The 16,691-nt window shown below is 69.3% G+C and carries 14 protein-coding genes; 10 read left to right on the forward strand and 4 right to left on the reverse strand.

Annotated elements, in window-relative coordinates:
- Nucleotides 1-95 precede the first annotated feature (95 nt).
- From odhB to ACK4UM_RS02060, 6 genes are all read left to right on the forward strand, one after another.
- Complete coding sequence (gene odhB / locus ACK4UM_RS02035) at nt 96-1,349, forward strand: 2-oxoglutarate dehydrogenase complex dihydrolipoyllysine-residue succinyltransferase (RefSeq protein WP_409794881.1); 1,254 nt, start codon at nt 96-98, stop codon at nt 1,347-1,349.
- Nucleotides 1,350-1,362: 13 nt separating this feature from the next.
- Complete coding sequence (locus ACK4UM_RS02040) at nt 1,363-1,614, forward strand: DUF4160 domain-containing protein (RefSeq protein WP_409794884.1); 252 nt, start codon at nt 1,363-1,365, stop codon at nt 1,612-1,614.
- Nucleotides 1,611-1,898, forward strand: a complete 288-nt coding sequence (locus tag ACK4UM_RS02045) for a DUF2442 domain-containing protein (protein ID WP_409794887.1) — start codon at nt 1,611-1,613, stop codon at nt 1,896-1,898. Before ACK4UM_RS02040 ends, ACK4UM_RS02045 begins: the two co-directional genes overlap by 4 nt.
- Before the next feature lie 91 nt (nt 1,899-1,989).
- On the forward strand, nt 1,990-3,393 hold the full coding sequence (gene lpdA, locus ACK4UM_RS02050) for a dihydrolipoyl dehydrogenase (protein WP_409794890.1): 1,404 nt from the start codon (nt 1,990-1,992) through the stop codon (nt 3,391-3,393).
- A 248-nt stretch (nt 3,394-3,641) separates the two neighbouring features.
- Nucleotides 3,642-5,318, forward strand: coding sequence for a methyl-accepting chemotaxis protein (locus tag ACK4UM_RS02055; RefSeq protein WP_409794893.1), 1,677 nt, complete (start codon nt 3,642-3,644; stop codon nt 5,316-5,318).
- Nucleotides 5,319-5,416: 98 nt separating this feature from the next.
- Complete coding sequence (locus tag ACK4UM_RS02060; protein ID WP_409794896.1) at nt 5,417-6,871, forward strand: DUF294 nucleotidyltransferase-like domain-containing protein; 1,455 nt, start codon at nt 5,417-5,419, stop codon at nt 6,869-6,871.
- 56 nt (nt 6,872-6,927) lie between these two features.
- Here ACK4UM_RS02060 and ACK4UM_RS02065 read toward each other — a convergent pair whose 3' ends face one another.
- Together ACK4UM_RS02065 and ACK4UM_RS02070 are read right to left on the reverse strand one after the other, a co-directional pair.
- Nucleotides 6,928-8,538, reverse strand: a complete 1,611-nt coding sequence (locus ACK4UM_RS02065) for a cation acetate symporter (protein ID WP_409794899.1) — start codon at nt 8,536-8,538, stop codon at nt 6,928-6,930.
- A gap of 2 nt (nt 8,539-8,540) precedes the next feature.
- Nucleotides 8,541-8,846, reverse strand: coding sequence for a hypothetical protein (locus ACK4UM_RS02070; protein ID WP_409794902.1), 306 nt, complete (start codon nt 8,844-8,846; stop codon nt 8,541-8,543).
- A gap of 275 nt (nt 8,847-9,121) precedes the next feature.
- On the opposite strand from ACK4UM_RS02070, the gene ACK4UM_RS02075 reads away from it, so the two are divergent.
- The 4 genes from ACK4UM_RS02075 to ACK4UM_RS02090 all read left to right on the forward strand — a co-directional run bounded on the left by ACK4UM_RS02075 (nt 9,122) and on the right by ACK4UM_RS02090 (nt 14,095).
- A complete protein-coding gene (locus ACK4UM_RS02075) occupies nt 9,122-11,275 on the forward strand; it encodes an exonuclease domain-containing protein (RefSeq protein ID WP_409795159.1) in 2,154 nt (717 codons plus the stop codon).
- Nucleotides 11,276-11,419: 144 nt separating this feature from the next.
- On the forward strand, nt 11,420-12,391 hold the full coding sequence (locus ACK4UM_RS02080) for a 3-hydroxyacyl-CoA dehydrogenase (protein ID WP_409794905.1): 972 nt from the start codon (nt 11,420-11,422) through the stop codon (nt 12,389-12,391).
- Between the two features lie 5 nt (nt 12,392-12,396).
- Nucleotides 12,397-13,332, forward strand: a complete 936-nt coding sequence (locus ACK4UM_RS02085; RefSeq protein ID WP_409794908.1) for a 3-keto-5-aminohexanoate cleavage protein — start codon at nt 12,397-12,399, stop codon at nt 13,330-13,332.
- 16 nt (nt 13,333-13,348) lie between these two features.
- The gene (locus tag ACK4UM_RS02090; RefSeq protein WP_409794910.1) at nt 13,349-14,095 is read left to right on the forward strand and encodes an SDR family oxidoreductase; all 747 of its coding nucleotides are present in this window, start codon (nt 13,349-13,351) and stop codon (nt 14,093-14,095) included.
- A 247-nt stretch (nt 14,096-14,342) separates the two neighbouring features.
- On the opposite strand, the gene ACK4UM_RS02095 is transcribed toward ACK4UM_RS02090, so the two are convergent.
- Together ACK4UM_RS02095 and ACK4UM_RS02100 are read right to left on the reverse strand one after the other, a co-directional pair.
- Complete coding sequence (locus ACK4UM_RS02095) at nt 14,343-15,203, reverse strand: ABC transporter ATP-binding protein (RefSeq protein ID WP_409794913.1); 861 nt, start codon at nt 15,201-15,203, stop codon at nt 14,343-14,345.
- Nucleotides 15,204-15,294: 91 nt separating this feature from the next.
- Nucleotides 15,295-16,620: an ABC transporter substrate-binding protein gene (locus ACK4UM_RS02100; RefSeq protein ID WP_409794916.1), complete on the reverse strand. Its 1,326-nt coding sequence runs from the start codon at nt 16,618-16,620 to the stop codon at nt 15,295-15,297.
- Nucleotides 16,621-16,691 lie beyond the last annotated feature (71 nt).

Raw genomic sequence — 16,691 nt, forward strand, 5'->3', positions numbered from 1 at the left:
CGCACATCTCGGCCCGCCGCCTCGCGCCAGGGGCGGCGGGCGCTCTCCCACCCGACGGCGCGGGTCCCCGCGCTCTCCAAGCGACGATAGAGACGATGGCCACAGAGATCCGCGTTCCCACCTTGGGCGAATCCGTGAGCGAGGCGACCATCGCCCGCTGGTTCAAGAAGCCGGGCGAGGCCGTGAAGGCCGACGAGCCGCTCGTCGAACTCGAGACCGACAAGGTCACGCTCGAGGTGAACGCGCCGGCCTCCGGCGTGCTCGCCGAGATCGTCGCCGAGGAGGGCGCGACGGTCGAGCCGAACGCGCTGCTCGGCTCGATCGGCGAGGGCGCGGGCAGCGCCGCCGCGCCGGCCAAGGCCGCCGAGAAACCCGCCGAGAAGGCTCCCGAGAAGGCGGCTGCGCCCGCCGCCTCCTCCCAGGGCTACGGCAACGTCGCCAAGTCCGGCCTCGAGAGCGCCGATCACGGCCCGGCCGTCGGCCGCCTCGCGCGCGAGACGGGGATCGACCCCGCCGGCGTGTCGGGCTCCGGCAAGGACGGGCGCGTGACGAAGGGCGACATGCTCGCGGCCATCGCGACCGGCGGCGCCTCCGCGCCCGCCCCGAGCGCCCCCGTCGCCGCCCGCGCCCCCTCCGGCGAGGCGGACGCGTCGCGCGAGGAGCGCGTGCGGATGACGAAGCTGCGCCAGACGATCGCGCGCCGCCTCAAGGACGCGCAGAACACGGCTGCCATGCTGACGACGTTCAACGACGTCGACATGACGGCCGTGATGGAGATGCGCAAGACCTACAAGGACGTCTTCGAGAAGAAGCACGGCGTCAAGCTCGGCTTCATGGGCTTCTTCACCAAGGCCTGCGTGCAGGCGCTGAAGGAGCTGCCGGCGGTCAACGCCGAGATCGACGGCCAGGACATCGTCTACAAGAACTACTACCACGTCGGCATCGCGGTCGGCACCGACAAGGGCCTCGTCGTGCCGGTGGTGCGCGACGCCGACCAGATGTCGATCGCGCAGATCGAGAAGAAGATCGGCGAATTCGGCAAGAAGGCCCGCGACGGCAAGCTCTCGATCGAGGAGATGCAGGGCGGCACCTTCACGATCACCAACGGCGGCATCTACGGGTCGCTGATGTCCACGCCGATCCTGAACGCGCCGCAATCGGGCATCCTCGGCATGCACCGCATCGAGGAGCGCCCGGTCGTGGTCAAGGGCCAGGTCGTGGTGCGCCCGATGATGTATCTCGCGCTCTCCTACGACCACCGCATCGTCGACGGCAAGGAGGCGGTGACGTTCCTCGTGCGCGTGAAGGAGGCGCTGGAGGATCCGGCGCGGCTCGTGCTCGATCTGTGAGCGGGGCCGGGGGATGCCCACCGTCGCGATCGTGGAGTGCGTGAGGATCGTCTTCTACGCGGACGAGCATCCCCCTCCGCATTTCCATGCGTATGTCGCCGAGCACGAAGCGACGATCGAGATCGAGACGCTCGCGCTCGTCGAGGGGTCGTTGCCGCGAGGCAAGCTGAAGGTGGTTCAAGCATGGGCCGAGCCGAGGCGTGAGAAACTCTTCGCGACTTGGTACACTGCGCGAAAGAACCGCAAGCTCGGGAGACTCGAATGACCGACAATCCCCGCATCAGTGCCGCCGAAGCCGTGCTGCCCGGCATCCTCAAGCTGCGTTGGACCGACGGATACGAGGGGATCGTCGACCTGAGGCCCATCATCAAGGACGGGGAGATCTTCGACGCGATCCGCGATCCCGAGCGTTTCTCGCAGGTCCGGATCATCGAATACGGCCACGGGATCTTCTGGCTGGACGACGACGGTTACGAGATCGACTTCCGCTCCGGCCGCCTTCGCGAGCTCTCCGAACGTCAAGCCGCACTTCTCGACCTTGCCGGCTGAGCCGGATCGAACGATCGCCTTCCGACCACCATCGCCGCCGCTCGCCGAGAAGCGGCCGTTGCGGCACAACCGACCAGGGGCTGAAGAGTAGATGTCCACCTACGATCTCGTCATCATCGGAACCGGGCCGGGCGGCTATGTCTGCGCCATTCGCGCGGCGCAGCTCGGGCTCAAGACCGCCGTCGTCGAGAAGCGCAAGGCGCATGGCGGCACCTGCCTGAACGTGGGCTGCATCCCCTCGAAGGCGCTGCTGCACGCCTCGCACCTCTTCGAGGAGGCCGCCCACCATTTCGACGCCTTCGGCATCGAGGTCGGCACGCCCAAGCTCGATCTCGCCAAGATGCGCGCCTTCAAGGACCAGGCGATCGAGGGCAACACCAAGGGCGTCGAGTTCCTCCTGAAGAAGAACAAGATCGACGCCCATCACGGCACCGGGCGCATCCTCGGCGCCGGCAAGGTCGAGGTGACTGCGGAGGACGGCTCGAAGAGCGTCCTCGAGACGAAGAGCATCGTCATCGCGACGGGCTCCGAGGTCGCGGGCCTGCCGGGCATCGAGATCGACGAGAAGCGCATCGTGTCCTCCACGGGCGCGCTCGATCTGGAGGCCGTGCCGGGACATCTGGTGCTGATCGGCGGCGGCGTGATCGGGCTCGAGCTCGGCTCCGTCTGGCGCCGGCTCGGCGCGAAGGTGACCGTCGTCGAATATCTCGACCGCATCCTCGCGGGCATCGACGCTGACACCGCCAAGCAGTTCCAGCGCATCCTCGGCAAGCAGGGCATGACCTTCAAGCTCGCCTCGAAGGTCACGAGCGCCAAGGCGTCCGACAAGGGCGTGACGCTGACCGTCGAGCCCGCCAAGGGCGGCGAGGCGGAGACGCTCGAGGCGGACGTCGTCCTCGTCGCGGTGGGGCGGCGCCCCTATACCGACGGGCTCGGCCTCGAGGAGGCGGGCGTCGCCAAGGACGAGAAGGGCCGCGTCGTGGTCGACGCGCATTACGCGACGAACGTGCCGGGCATCTACGCGATCGGCGACGTCATCGCCGGCCCGATGCTCGCCCACAAGGCCGAGGACGAGGGCGTGGCGCTCGCCGAGCAGCTCGCCGGCAAGGGCGGCCACGTGAATTACGGGGCCATCCCCAACGTCGTCTACACCTATCCGGAAGTGGCGGGCGTGGGCGCCACCGAGGAGGATCTCAAGGCGCAGGGCGTCGCCTACAACGTGGGCAAGTTCCCCTTCACCGCGAACGGCCGCGCCAAGGCGAACCTGATGACGGACGGCTTCGTGAAGATCCTCGCCGATGCGAGCACCGACCGCGTGCTCGGCGCCCATATCGTCGGGCCCGAGGCCGGCAACCTGATCCACGAGATCGCCATCGCGATGGAGTTCGGCGCCTCCTCGGAGGACGTCGCGCGCACCTGCCACGCCCATCCGACGCTCGCGGAAGCCGTCAAGGAAGCCGCGCTCGCGGTCGAGAAGCGCGCGCTGCACATGTGAGCGACCTCGCGCTCGCCGGGTGCCGAGGCGCCCGGCGGGCCGCGCCGCGCGGCGTCCGGCGCGGGGCCCCCTGCCCTCTCGGGGGCCGGTTCTTCCGATTCTTGAACGATCGTCCCCCGGTCAAAACGATTTGCCGGGTAGATACCCCCGTTTGCTCTGCATTTGCAGCAATATGTATTTAAATCTCAGGCGTAGATTCCCATCCGATCGCGGTAAATCCCCCGCGCGACCCGCATCGGACGAACGCCATGCCTGCTCCGACAATCCGCATCCGCCTCTTCACGGCTCTCGTGACCCTGTCCCTCCTGTGCGTCGGCACGATCGCCGCCGGGTGGTGGAGCCTGCGCTCGATGACGCAGTCGCTCGAGACGATCTACCATGATCGCGTGGTGCCGCTGAGCGACCTCAAGGCCGTGAGCGATCTCTACGCGGTCTTCGTCGTCGACGCGTCGCACAAGCTGCGCGACGGCGCGATGGGGTGGGAGGAGGCGCGGCGCGACATCCTCTCGACCCGCGCCGAGATCGCCCGCCACTGGAACGCCTACGACGCGACCGCGATGGACGCGCGCGAGCGGGCGATGGCCGACGACGTGCGGCGGCTGATGCGCGTCGCCGACGGCACCATCGACCGGCTCCTCGCGATCATCGACGAACGCTCGCTCGAGACCTTGCGCGCCTTCGCGGCCGAGGACCTCTACCCGACCATCGATCCCCTCACCGAGGCGATCGGCGGCCTCGTCGCGCTGCAGCTCGACGTCGCTCGCGATGTCGGCGAGACGGCCGAGGCCACCTTCTCCGCGATGCAGGCGATGTTCGTCGGGATCGCGATCGTCGCCGCCATCGCCCTCGCCTTGAGCGCGCGCACGATCGTCTTCGACGTGACGCGGCCGCTCACGGGCCTCACCCGCGAGATGACGGCGATCGCGGACGGAGATCTCGCGACGACGGTCACCCACACGCAGGCCCGCACCGAGATCGGGGGTCTCGCCCGCGCGCTCGCGACCTTCCGCGAGGCGCTCCTCGCCAAGCGCGAGGCCGATGCGGCGGCCGCGATCGAGAGCGCGGCGAAGGCGCGCCGGGCGGAGCTCCTCGGGCGGATCACGCAGGACTTCGAAGCGAAGGCCGCCTCCCTCACGAGCGCGCTCGCGAACGCGGCCACCGAGATGGAGGCGACGGCGCGCAGCATGTCGAGCATCGCCGGCCAGACGAGCGAGCGCTCGTCGAGCGTGGCGAGCGCCGCGGTTCAGGCCGCGAGCAACGTCCAGACCGTCGCCGCCGCGACGGAGGAGCTCGTTACCTCGATCTCGGAGATCGCCTCCCAGATCACGACCTCCTCGCGGATCGCCGCGAGCGCCAAGGACGACGCCGAGCGCATGGACGCGACGGTCCGCTCCCTCGCCGAGCGCGCGGAGGAGATCGGCAGCGTCGTGCGGCTCATCGACGAGATCGCCGCGCAGACGAACCTGCTCGCCCTCAACGCCACGATCGAGGCCGCCCGCGCGGGCGAGGCGGGTCGCGGCTTCGCGGTCGTCGCCGCCGAGGTGAAGAGCCTCGCCGGCCAGACCAGCAAGGCGACGCAGGAGATCGGCGCTCAGATCGGCCTCGTCCAGGAGGCGACCGGCGCCGTGGTGGGCCTCATCCGCGACATCGGCCGCACGATCGGCGAGATGTCCGCGATCTCGACCGCCATCGCCGCCGCGATGGAGGAGCAGGGCGCCGCCACCCGCGAGATCGCCCGCAACGTCCAGGAGGCCGCGCGCGGCACGGAGGAGGTCACCTCCAACATCGAGCGCGTCCAGATCGGCGCCGGCGAGACGGGTGCCGCGGCGAGCCAGGTGCTCGGCGCCGCCCAGGATCTCGCCCGCCGCTCCGACGAGCTCGAGCGGCAGGTCGGCGACTTCCTCGCGGGCGTGAAGGCGGCCTGACGTCGGGCGGGACGGCGTAGAGCGCCGTCTCGCCCTCGGATCGACGCGCGCTCCCGAACGCGATATGGTTAGGCTCGGATCGTTCGAAACCATGTCCGATGCCGCAGCCCAAGACCACCGACGGCCATTCCAACCTGATCGCCACGCCGGTGCGCAGCCTGATCAAGCGCATTCCGGTGAGCGTGTCCCCCGACCTCTCGATCCTCGAGGCGGCGCGGGTGATGCGCGCGCAGCGCATCTCGTCGGTGATGCTGATCGAGGGGGATGCGCTCGTGGGTCTCGTCACCGACCGCGACCTGCGCGACCGCGTCGTCGCCGAGCGCCTCGATGTCGACCGGCCCGTCTCCGATATCGCCACGCGCGGCGTCATGACGATCGGGATCGAACGCTCGGCCTTTCACGCGCTCCTTCTGATGGCGCGCCACCACATCCATCACGTGCCGGTGCTCGACGGCCGGACCGTCGTCGGGATGATCACGAGTTCCGACATCGCCGAGCACGAAAGCGATTCGGCCGTCCTCCTGGGCGGCGCGATCTTCGAGCAGACGCGGCTCGAGGGCCTCGTGCAGGCGAGCGCGCGGATCAAGACGCTCCAGCAGAGGCTCGCCGCCACCCATACCAGCGCGCATGCGACGGGCCACGTCGTGAGCGCCTTGACGGATGCCTTGACGACGCGCCTGCTGCAGCTCGCGGAGGCCGATCTCGGGCCGGCGCCCGTCGAATACGCATGGGTCGCCGCCGGCTCGCAGGGGCGCAACGAGCAGACCGCCAAATCCGACCAGGACAATTGTCTGATCCTCTCCGACGCTTACGACGAGGCCCTGCACGGGGACTATTTCCGCGAGCTCGCATCGCGCGTCTGCGACGGGCTCGCGGCCTGCGGCTACGTCCATTGCCCCGGCGGCATGATGGCCATGACCGACGCCTGGCGCCAGCCGCTGAGCCGCTGGCGGGTCTATTTCGAGCGCTGGATCGAGATGCCCGAGCCCGAGGCGCTGATGCTGACCGGGGTGTTCCTCGATCTGCGCTTCGTCTACGGCCGGCCGGATCTCGTCGACGCGCTGCGCGCCGAGGTGATCGAGCGCGCCAAGAACAACAAGGCCTTCCTCGCGGCTCTCGCCGGCAACGCCCTCGTGCGCCAACCGCCTCTGAACTGGCTCGGCCGCCTCGCGCTGATCAAGGGCGGCGAGCATGACGGGACGATCGATCTGAAGATGCACGCGACCGTGCCGATCACCGATCTCGCGCGCTATTACGCCTATGCAGCGGGCTCGCCTGCGGTGAATACCCGCGAGCGGCTGGAAGCCGCCGCGCAGAGCGGCGTCGTGACGGAAGGGCAGGCGCGCGATCTGATCGACGCGTTCGAATTCCTCTGCGGGCTGCGCCTGCAGCATCAGGCGCGCCTCGTGTCGGAGGGCCACAACGCCGACAATTTCCTCGATCCGGAGGAGGAGATGTCCAATTTCGAGCGAAGCCACCTGCGCGATGCGATGAAGCTCATCGGCACGATGCAGAGCGCGCTGGCGCAGGCCTATCCGGTCAACCTGATCTGAACGTGGAAAACCCGCCTTTCGGCGGGTTTTCCGGTCTCGACGGCGATGCGCACGCGTCAGCTGCGATGCGCGACCGCCATGAACTCCTCGACCCGACCACGGGTCTTGGTGGCGAGGCTGACCACGACGATGGCGGTGACCGACGCGATCACGCCGTAGAGCGCCGGGTTGCCGAGCACGCGGATGCCGAACACTTCCGGCACGCCCGAGAAGCGCGCGAAGGTGAAGGTCAGCGAGACGGCGAGACCGACGACGAGGCCCGCGATCACGCCTTCCTTGGTCAGGCCCTTCCACCACACCGACAGGATCAGAACCGGCGCGAAGGTGCTCGAGGCGATGCCGAAGCACATCGCGACGAGGATCGCGACGTTCTGGTCCTTCAGCCAGATCGAGGCGAACAGCGCGATGATCGTGAGCACGCCGGCGCCGATCTTGGCGAACAGGACCCGCTCGCGGTCGGTGCTGTTGGGCCGCAGCACGCCGGAATAGACGTCGTGCGAGAGGCTGGTGCTCATCGAGATCAACAGACCGACCGAGGTGGAGAGCATGGCCGCCATGGCGCCCGCCGCAATGACGCCGAGCACCACCTCGCCGCCGAGCTCCATGCCGATCAACGGGATCGCCATGTTGGTCGCGCGACCGCGCTGGCCGGCTTCGAGCATCTCGATCAGGTAGGGGTAGAGCACCGTCATGGTGCCGTAGCCGACGAACAGCACTGCGATGTAGAACACCGCGAGACCGATGATCGTGAGCTCGGCGCCCTTCTTGGCGTCGCGCGCGTCCTTGACGGTGTAGAACCGGATCAGGATGTGCGGCAGGCCGGCGACGCCGAGCAGCAGACCGAGCACGAGGCTGAACTGGTTCATGGCGTCAGGCACCGAGACGCCGGGCGTGAGCGCGCTCGGCAGGTTCTGGAACCCTTCGCGGACGGCCTGAGCGAGCGCGAGCGCGCCCCATTCCTGCCCCTCGGCGAGCGGCGGGAGCTGCCCCATCACGGTGACGGCGGAGGTGGGCGGCACCGTCTGCATGGCCTGCGTGATCATGCCGACGGGGTTCGCGTTGAAGTGCACGATCGCCGTCAGGACGAGCAGGATCAGCATGGCGGCGAGCAGGATGACGCCCTGGATCGCCTGATTGTAGGTGGTGCCCATCATGCCGCCGAGGACGACCATCATGCCCATGATCACGGCGGAGATGACGACCGTGACATTGTAGTCGAGGCCGAGAAGCAGCTGGAAAAGGTGACCGGCGCCCACGATCTGCGGCACGAGATAGAGCGTGCCGATGACGATGGTGGTGGCCATGGCCAGGAACTTGAGGCTGCTGCCGCCGAAGCGGCTGACCAGCACGTCGCCGACCGTGAACTTGCCCGCGCTCTTGAGCGGGCCGGCCAGGATGACGAGCACGAAGATCCAGGCGCCGAAGAAGCCGATGGCGACCCACCAGCTGTCGATGCCGGTCAGCGCGATGGCGCCGGCGACGCCGAGGAAGCTCGCGGCGGAGCAGTAATCGCCGAACATCGCCCAACCGTTCAGGCGCGCGGAGATCTTGCCGCCGGCGACATAGAAGTCGGTGGTGGTGCTGGTGAACTTCTTGCTCCACCAGCTGATGTAAACCACCGCCGCCAGAGAGAGGACGAGGATGGTGAAGGCTATGGGGTTCTCCATGGTCACTCCCCCTTGTCCAGGTTGAGGCACATGCGCGTGACGACGATGCCGACCACGAAGACCAGGATGCCCGTGTAGAACGCCACCGGCAGGCCGGCGATTTCGATCCGCGCGATGTGGGCCAATTCCGGCGTGGCGATCATCGCAGCGACGAAATAGGCCGTGCAGAAGATCGCCAGCAGCCCGATCGCCGCCTTCAACTTGCGGCTCGTCGCCGCCGGATCGTATTTGGCGTCGTTTCGAGCGGCGTAATCCGCTCCCGGCGCTTGCCCCTTCGCCGTCTGTACTTTTATTTCACCGGCAGACATTGTTGTTTCCTCCTCCTCACGAGGATAGGCCTCTGGATGATCCCGTCTATTCCCGCTCGCCCTTTTCACCTACGGATTATGTAGTTTGTTTTTCAGATCCTACATTCGCCGTTGGTGATATAGGCTGTTTTTATATTGCCCGAATTCATCACTGGATCAAACGGTTGAAAGACTATACGTTCGGATTAGGGAGCCGAGTTCGGTACGGCGCCGGTGGAGACGCGACCCGGAACGCGGAGGAAGTCCGCAAAAATACGCATATCGCCGTGTGGCCCATGGGAAATGTCGAGAAGCAGGCCCGTTCGAGCCGAAACCGGTCCGCGTGCGGCGCTCCGCCGCAGGGCGGCGAGCGGGTCGGACTCGACGCGCCCGAACCGGCGCGCAAGCGCCTCCTCGACCGCCTCGGGCTGCGGCTGCGCATCTTCCTGTTCTTCGCCCTCGTCGCGGTCGGGGCCATCGCGGCGATGGTTCTCGGCACTTGGACCGCGCTCTTGCAGGCGGAGTTCGAGGGGCTCGTGGAGGTGCCCGGCCTCGTCGAATCGAAGGTGCAGGGCTGGCTGTTCGCGGGGTTCCTGATCCTCGTTCTCGTGGGCGGGATCTGGCATTTGTTCGACACCCATGTCGCGACCGCCATCGACCGGCTCGCCCACGCGATCCGCACCCGCGCCCATGCGGACGTGAGCCGCGACATCGGCGCCGAGCGCGAGGCGGCGCGCTATCTCGGCGACCTCGGTCCAGCCGCGTCCGAGATCACCCGCTCCCTGGGGGCGACCCGCTCGGCGCTGGCCGAGTCGGTGGCGCGCGAGACCGCACGGCTCGCCTCGGAGAAGGCGCTCCTCGAGACGCTCCTCGCCGACGTTCCGGTGGCCGTGCTCCTGTGCACGGCCGACTACCAGATGGTGTTCTACAACGGTCAGGCGGTGAGCGTCCTCGAGGCCGTCGGCGCGCCGGGGCTCGACCGCAACCTCGTCGATTATCTGCGCGAAGGCCCCGTGCGCCATGCCTATGCGCGGCTCGCCCGGCTCGACGATCCGGACGCGACCTCGGATCTGATCTGCACCACCAGAGCGAGCGGGCGGCTGTTGTCGGGCCGGATGCGCGTCCTCGCCCGCGCTCAGGGCGACCGCCGGCCGGGTTTCGTGCTGACCCTGCGCGACGTCACCGCCGAGCACGCCGCACATACCGCGCGCGAGGCGCTGCTGGCTGAGATCTTCGACCGCCTGCGCCGCCCCGAAGCCGATTTCGCGGCGCTGAGCACCGCGATCGCCGAGCTCGGTCGGCGCTACGACGAGGGCGAACACCTGGACTGGCACCCGCTGACGGACGTGCGCGCCCGCGACCTGATGGACGGCATCGCCGCGCAATTCGACGCGCTCGGCCTCGCGCTCGTAACGCAGGCGCCGGACCTGATGCTGCGTGGCGACGGGTTCGAGCTGGCGCTCCTGTTCCGCTCGCTCGGGCAGCGCCTCGCGTCGGGAGGCCACGCGCACAGCTTCACGCTGCGCGTCGCCGAGGAGGAGGGTCCCGGCGCCGTCATCGATCTGACTTGGCAGGGCGAGCCGCTGCCGGCCGCCGATCTCGACGCCTGGCTCGGGGAGGCGCTCGATGCGCAGACGCCCGATCTGACCGCCCGCGCCGTCCTCGACGCCCATGCCACGCAGGTGCGGACCGAGACGCCCGCGCAGGGCCTCGCCGCGTTGCGCCTCACCATCCCGAACGCCCGCCGCGCCACGCGCCGCCCGGCGCCGATCGAGCGCGAGGTGGTCTACGATTTCGAGCTCCTCTCGAAGGCGCGCAGCGCCGGGATGACGGAGACGCGGCTCCAGGACCTGACCTTCGTGGTGTTCGACACCGAAACGACGGGCCTCTCCCCCTCGACCGACGAGATCGTGCAGATCGCAGCGGTGCGCATCGTCAACGGACGGCGGGTGCGGGGCGAGGTGCTCGAGACGCTCGTCGACCCCGAGCGGCCGATCCCGCAGGCCTCGACCGACGTCCACGGCATCACCGACGACATGGTCAAGGGCGCGCCCACCATCGCCGAGGTCGGCAGGCGCTTCCACGATTTCGCCCGGGGCGCGGTCCTCGTCGCGCACAATGCGCCGTTCGACCTCGAATTCCTGCGCCGGCACGAGGCGCGCATGGGGGTGCGCTTCGACCACCCGGTGCTCGACACGCTCCTCCTGTCGGCCCTGATCTACGGCGGCTCGGAGACGCATTCGCTCGACGCGCTCGCCACGCGGCTCGGCATCGACATCCCCGAGGAGGCGCGGCATACGGCGATCGGCGACACGATCGCCACGGCGGACGCGTTCCTCAAGCTCGTCGCCATGCTCGAGGCGCGCGGGCTCGCGACCTTCGGCGCCGTTCTGGCGGAGCTGCGTCGCCATGGCGAGCTGGCGCAGGATCGCGACGGCGGCCGCCTCTGACCCCGCGCCGGGCCCGCCGCGCAACCGCACCCCTCGGCATTCCCGCGCTCCCGCCTGCCCTCTTCTGCCTCGTCGCGCGCGCTTGACAGCCCGCACCCGCCCCCCGACCCTCGCCGACAGCGCACGGCAGAGGGAGAGCGGCCGATGGAGCGTCAGGTGGCGATCGTCGGGGCGGGGCTGATCGGGCGGGCGTGGAGCGTGAGCTTCGCCCGCGGCGGCTGCGCGGTGCGGCTCTACGATCCGGTCGCGGGCGTCGCCGAGGCGGCGCATGCGGCTCTGCCGGCGATGCTCGCGGAGCTCGCCGCGCACGATCTCCTCGGCGGGCAGTCTCCGGCGGAGGTGCATGCGCGCACCCGCGTCTGCGACAGCCTCGCAGCGGCGCTCGACGGCGCCGAGCACGTGCAGGAGAGCGCTCCGGAGCGGCTGCCCGAGAAGCGGGCTCTGTTCTCCGAGCTCGACGCGCGCGCCGCGCCCGACGCGGTGTTGTGCAGCTCGACCTCCTCCCTCCTGCCGAGCGCCTTCTCAGACCATCTCGCGGGGCGCGCGCGCGTCCTCGTCGGCCACCCCATCAACCCGCCCTGCCTCGTGCCCGCCGTCGAGATCGTGCCGGCGCCCTGGACGGACCCGCAGGTCGTCGAGCGCACCGCCGATCTGATGATCGCAATCGGCCAGAAGCCGATCCGGATGACGCGGGAGATCGACGGCTTCATCATGAACCGCCTCCAGGGCGCGCTCCTGCAGGAGGCGTTCCGGCTCGTCGCGGCGGGGATCGCGAGCGCGGAGGACGTCGATATCGGCATTCGCGACGGGCTCGGCCTGCGCTGGGCCTTCATGGGGCCGTTCGAAACGATCGACCTCAACGCGCCGGGCGGCATCGCCGATTACATCGCCCGCTACGAGGGAATGTTTCGCCTGATGGCGCAGGGCCAGACCGCGCAGGTCGATTGGGGCGGGCCGCTCTCCGAGACGCTCGAGGCCGAGCGCGCCGCGATCCTGCCGCGCGAGGGCATCGCCGCCCGCCAGGCCTGGCGCGACCGCCGCCTGATGGCGCTCGCCGCCCATCGCCGCGCGGACCGGGACGAGGACGAGACCGAAGCTCGAACGGGAGGAGCGTGAGCGCCATGGCAAGCAAGACCCGCAAGGTCGTCATCACCTGCGCGGTGACGGGGGGCATCCACACGCCGACGATGTCGCCGCATCTGCCGGTGACGCCCGACGAGATCGCGCAGGCCGCGATCGGCGCGGCGGAGGCAGGGGCGGCGATCATTCATCTGCACGCGCGCGACCCCGAGACCGGCCGGCCGACGCAGGCGCCCGAGGCCTTCGCGCCCTTCCTCCCGCGAATCAAGCAGGCGACGAACGCGGTCCTCAACCTCACCACCGGCGGCGCGCCGCATATGAGCGTCGAGGAGCGTCTCCAACCGGCCATGCGCTACGCGCCGGAAGTCGCCTCGCTCAATATGGGCTCGATGAATTTCGGCCTGTTCCCCATGCTCGAGCGCTACCGCGACTTCCGCCATGCCTGGGAGCCCGAGTTCCTCGAGCGCACCCGCGACATCGTCTTCAAGAACACATACAAGGACATCGAGAACATCCTCGCCGCCTGCTCGGGCAACGGCACGCGCTTCGAGTTCGAATGCTACGACACGAGCCACCTCTACAATCTCGCGCATTTCCTCGACCGCAAGCTCGTGACCCCTCCCCTCTTCGTGCAGACGGTGTTCGGCATCCTCGGCGGCATCGGCGCCCATCCCGACGACGTGATGCACATGAAGCGCACGGCGGACCGGCTCTTCGGCGAGGATTACGTCTGGTCGGTGCTGGGCGCCGGGCGGAACCAGATGCCGGTCGCCTCGATGGCGGCGGCGATGGGGGGCAACGTGCGCGTCGGGCTCGAGGATTCGCTCTGGGACGGCCCCGGGCGCCTCGCGACATCGAACGCCGCCCAGGTCGCGCGGGTGCGCAAGATCCTGGAGGGGCTGTCGCTCGAGGTGGCGAGCCCGGACGAGGCCCGCGCGCTCCTCGCGCTCAAGGGCGGCGATGCGGTCGGGTTCTGAACGGGGGAGTGTCGGCATGAGCGGGGTTCTGGTGATCACCGGCGGCAGCCGCGGCATCGGCGCGGCGACCGCCGAGATGGCGGCGAAGGCGGGCTACGCGGTCGCCTTCAACTATGCCGAGAGCGTGGACGCCGCGGATGCGCTCCTCGCGCGCATCCGCGCAGCCGGCGGCCGGGCGATCGCCGTGCGCGGCGACGTCACCGACGAGGGCGCGATCGAGGCTCTGTTCGACGAGGCGCAGGCCGCTTTCGGGCCGGTCACCGCCTTGTTCAACAATGCCGGCATCACGGGCCCGATCGGCCGCCTCGCCGATCTCGACCTGTCCGATCTGCGCCGGGTGATGGAGATCAACGTGATCGGCAGCGTGCTCGCGGCGCGCGCGGCGGTGCGGCGGATGTCGACGGCGCGCGGCGGGGCTGGCGGGGCGATCGTCAACATGTCCTCTCGCGCCTCCGAGATCGGCGGCGGCGGCGAGTTCGTGCATTACGGCGCCTCGAAGGGGGCGATCGACACGCTCACGGTGGGGCTCGCGCGCGAGGTCGGCGGCGAGGGCATCCGCGTCAACGCCGTCGCGCCGGGGCTGATCGAGACCGAGATCCACGCCCGCGCCGGCGCCGGCGACCGCGTCGCGCGGCTGATGCCGGGCGTGCCGATGGGCCGGCCGGGGAAGCCCGAGGAGGTCGCGAGCGTGGTCCTGTGGCTGATGAGCGACGCGGCGTCCTACGTCACGGGCACGGTGGTGAAGATCGGCGGCGGGCGGTGAGGCTGGGCTAGATCCCAGGGTGTCATCCCCGGCCGGAGCACGCGCAGCGTGCGCAGGGGAAGGGGACCCAGCGCAAGAATGTGTGCGCAGCACACTTTCGCGGCGGCGGCGAGCCGCCTATTCGGCGGCACGACAGTGTGCTTCGCACACATCTTTCTGCTGGGTCCCCTTTCCCTGCGCGCCTTCGGCGCTCCGGCCGGGGATGACACCGATGGAGCCGCCCGCCGGACAAACCCCGACATGGCGATCACGCCAGCCAACGCTTCCGGCGCTTGTAGCTCTTCACCTGGCGGAAGGAGCGGCGGTCGGCGCCGGAGACGCCGAGATAGAACTCCTTCACGTCCTCGTTCTCGCGCAGCATCTTGGCGTCGCCGTCCATCACCACGCGGCCGGTCTCGAGGATGTAGCCGTAGGTGGCGTAGCGCAGCGCCATGTTGGTGTTCTGCTCGGCGAGGAGGAAGGACACGCCTTCCTTCGAGTTCAGGTTCTGCACGATCTCGAAGATCTCCTCCACGATCTGCGGCGCGAGGCCCATCGAGGGCTCGTCGAGAAGGATCATCTTCGGTTTGCTCATCAGCGCGCGCCCGACCGCGCACATCTGCTGCTCGCCGCCGGACGTGTAGCCCGCCATCGAGGTGCGGCGCTCCTTGAGGCGCGGGAAATAGGCGTAGACCTTCTCGAGATCGCGCTTGATCGCGGCCGAGCCGTCGCGGCGGGTGAAGGCGCCGGTGAGGAGGTTCTCCTCGATGGTGAGGTGGCCGAAGCAGTGGCGGCCCTCGAGCACCTGGATGCAGCCGCGCTTGACGAGCTCGTTGGGCGACAATTTCTCGATGCGGGCGCCGTCGAACTCGATCGAACCCTTGGTCACCTCGCCGCGCTCGGCGTGGAGCAGGTTCGAAATGGCCTTGAGCGTGGTCGTCTTGCCGGCGCCGTTGGCGCCGAGGATCGCGACGATGCCGCCGCGGGGAACCGAGAGCGAGACGCCCTTCAGGACGAGGATCACGTGGTCGTAGATCACCTCGATATTGTTCACCGACAGGATCGGCGGCGCCGTCTCCGCGCGCGGGGAGGCGTCGGTCGCGGGGCTCTCGGCGGTCAGGGCGCTCATCGGATGCTCTCGCTCGTCGGATGTCTGGTGTCGGGGCGGCCCCGCCCGATCGTCTCGGGCGGGGCCGCGTCGTCTCAAGCGAGGACGCGCCTCACTCGGGGCAGGCCTCGGTGCGCTCCGGCCAGCCGGTATTGGCGGCGGCGTAGTTGCGCGCGGCCTCCTCGATCAGCGGACGGACGCGATCGACCATCGGGTCCATCCAGTCCGACCCTTGCGTCCACCGCTCCCCGTCCCACTCGGCGAGATACACCTGGTGGTGGCCCGAGTGATCCTCGCAGGAGAGGCTCAGGGGGGCGGCGAAGCCCTCCATGCCCATCTCGGCCAGGCGCTCCTCGGTGATGTTCATCGCCTCGAAGCCGAGCCGCACGTCGGCGCCCGTCACCTGGGCGCGGCCGGTGATCTCCTGCGCGGTGCGGATCGCCTCGGCGACGAGCATCGAGTTGTAGATGCCGCGATTGTAGAGGTTGTCGCCGACGCGCTCGCGCGGGAATTGCGACAGGCCCTTGTCGTGGACATGCGTGATGATGTCCTGGATCACGGGGAAGTCGGCGCCCGTGCCGTGGAAGTTGAGCGCCTTGTAGCCGCGGGCCTGGGCGCCGCCGGCACGCGCGTCCTCGTCGCCGCCGGCCCACCACACGCCGATCATGCGATCGATCGGGAAGCCGGTGCGGATCGCCTCGCGCACCGCGGTGGGGTTCATCGCGCCCCAGCCCTGGAGGTAGATCCAATCGGGGCGGTCGCGGCGGATGTTGAGCCACACCGAGCCCTGGTTCTGCATGTCCTGCGCGGCGACCGGGTAGAGCCGCAGGCGGAAGCCGTGCTCCTCGGCGAGCGCCTCGAGCACCGGGATCGGCTCGCGGCCGTAGGGCGCGTCGAGATGCAGGAGGCCGATGGTCTTGCCCTGCAGGTTCTCGAAGCCGCCTTCCTGCTCGGCGACGTGCTTGATGAAGACCGAGGCGCCGTCCCAATAGGTCAGCGGCGGGTTGAAGACCCAGGGGAAGACCCGGCCGTCCGCCGCCGCCGAGAGGCCGTAGGCCATCGACAGGACGGGGATCTGGTCGACCGCCGCGCGCGGGATCAGCTGCAGCGTGATGCCCGTCGAGTAGGGGTTGACGACGACCGGGTTGCGGCCGCGCACCGCCTCGTAGCATTCCACGCCGCGGGTCGTGTCGTAGCCCGTCTCGCATTCCTCGATGATCAGACGCACGCCGCCGATGCCGCCGTCGCGCTCGTTGAGCATGCGCAGATAGTCGTGCATGCCGTCGGCGATCGGGATGCCCGAGCCCGCGAAGGCGCCGGTGCGGTAGGTCAGGAGCGGCACGAAGATGCCCTCCTGGGCGCTCGCCGGAACGACCGCCGCGCCCGAGGCGAGGACGGCCGCGGCGACGGCGCCGATGGTCCATTTGTGTAGCGACATCTGTTTGTCTCCTCCCACACTAGAGCATTGCGGGCGATTTCGCCCGTTCCCACTCTCCTCCGGTCTCCGTC

The organism is Salinarimonas sp. (genome assembly GCF_046292825.1).
Classification (GTDB): Bacteria; Pseudomonadota; Alphaproteobacteria; order Rhizobiales; family Beijerinckiaceae; genus Salinarimonas.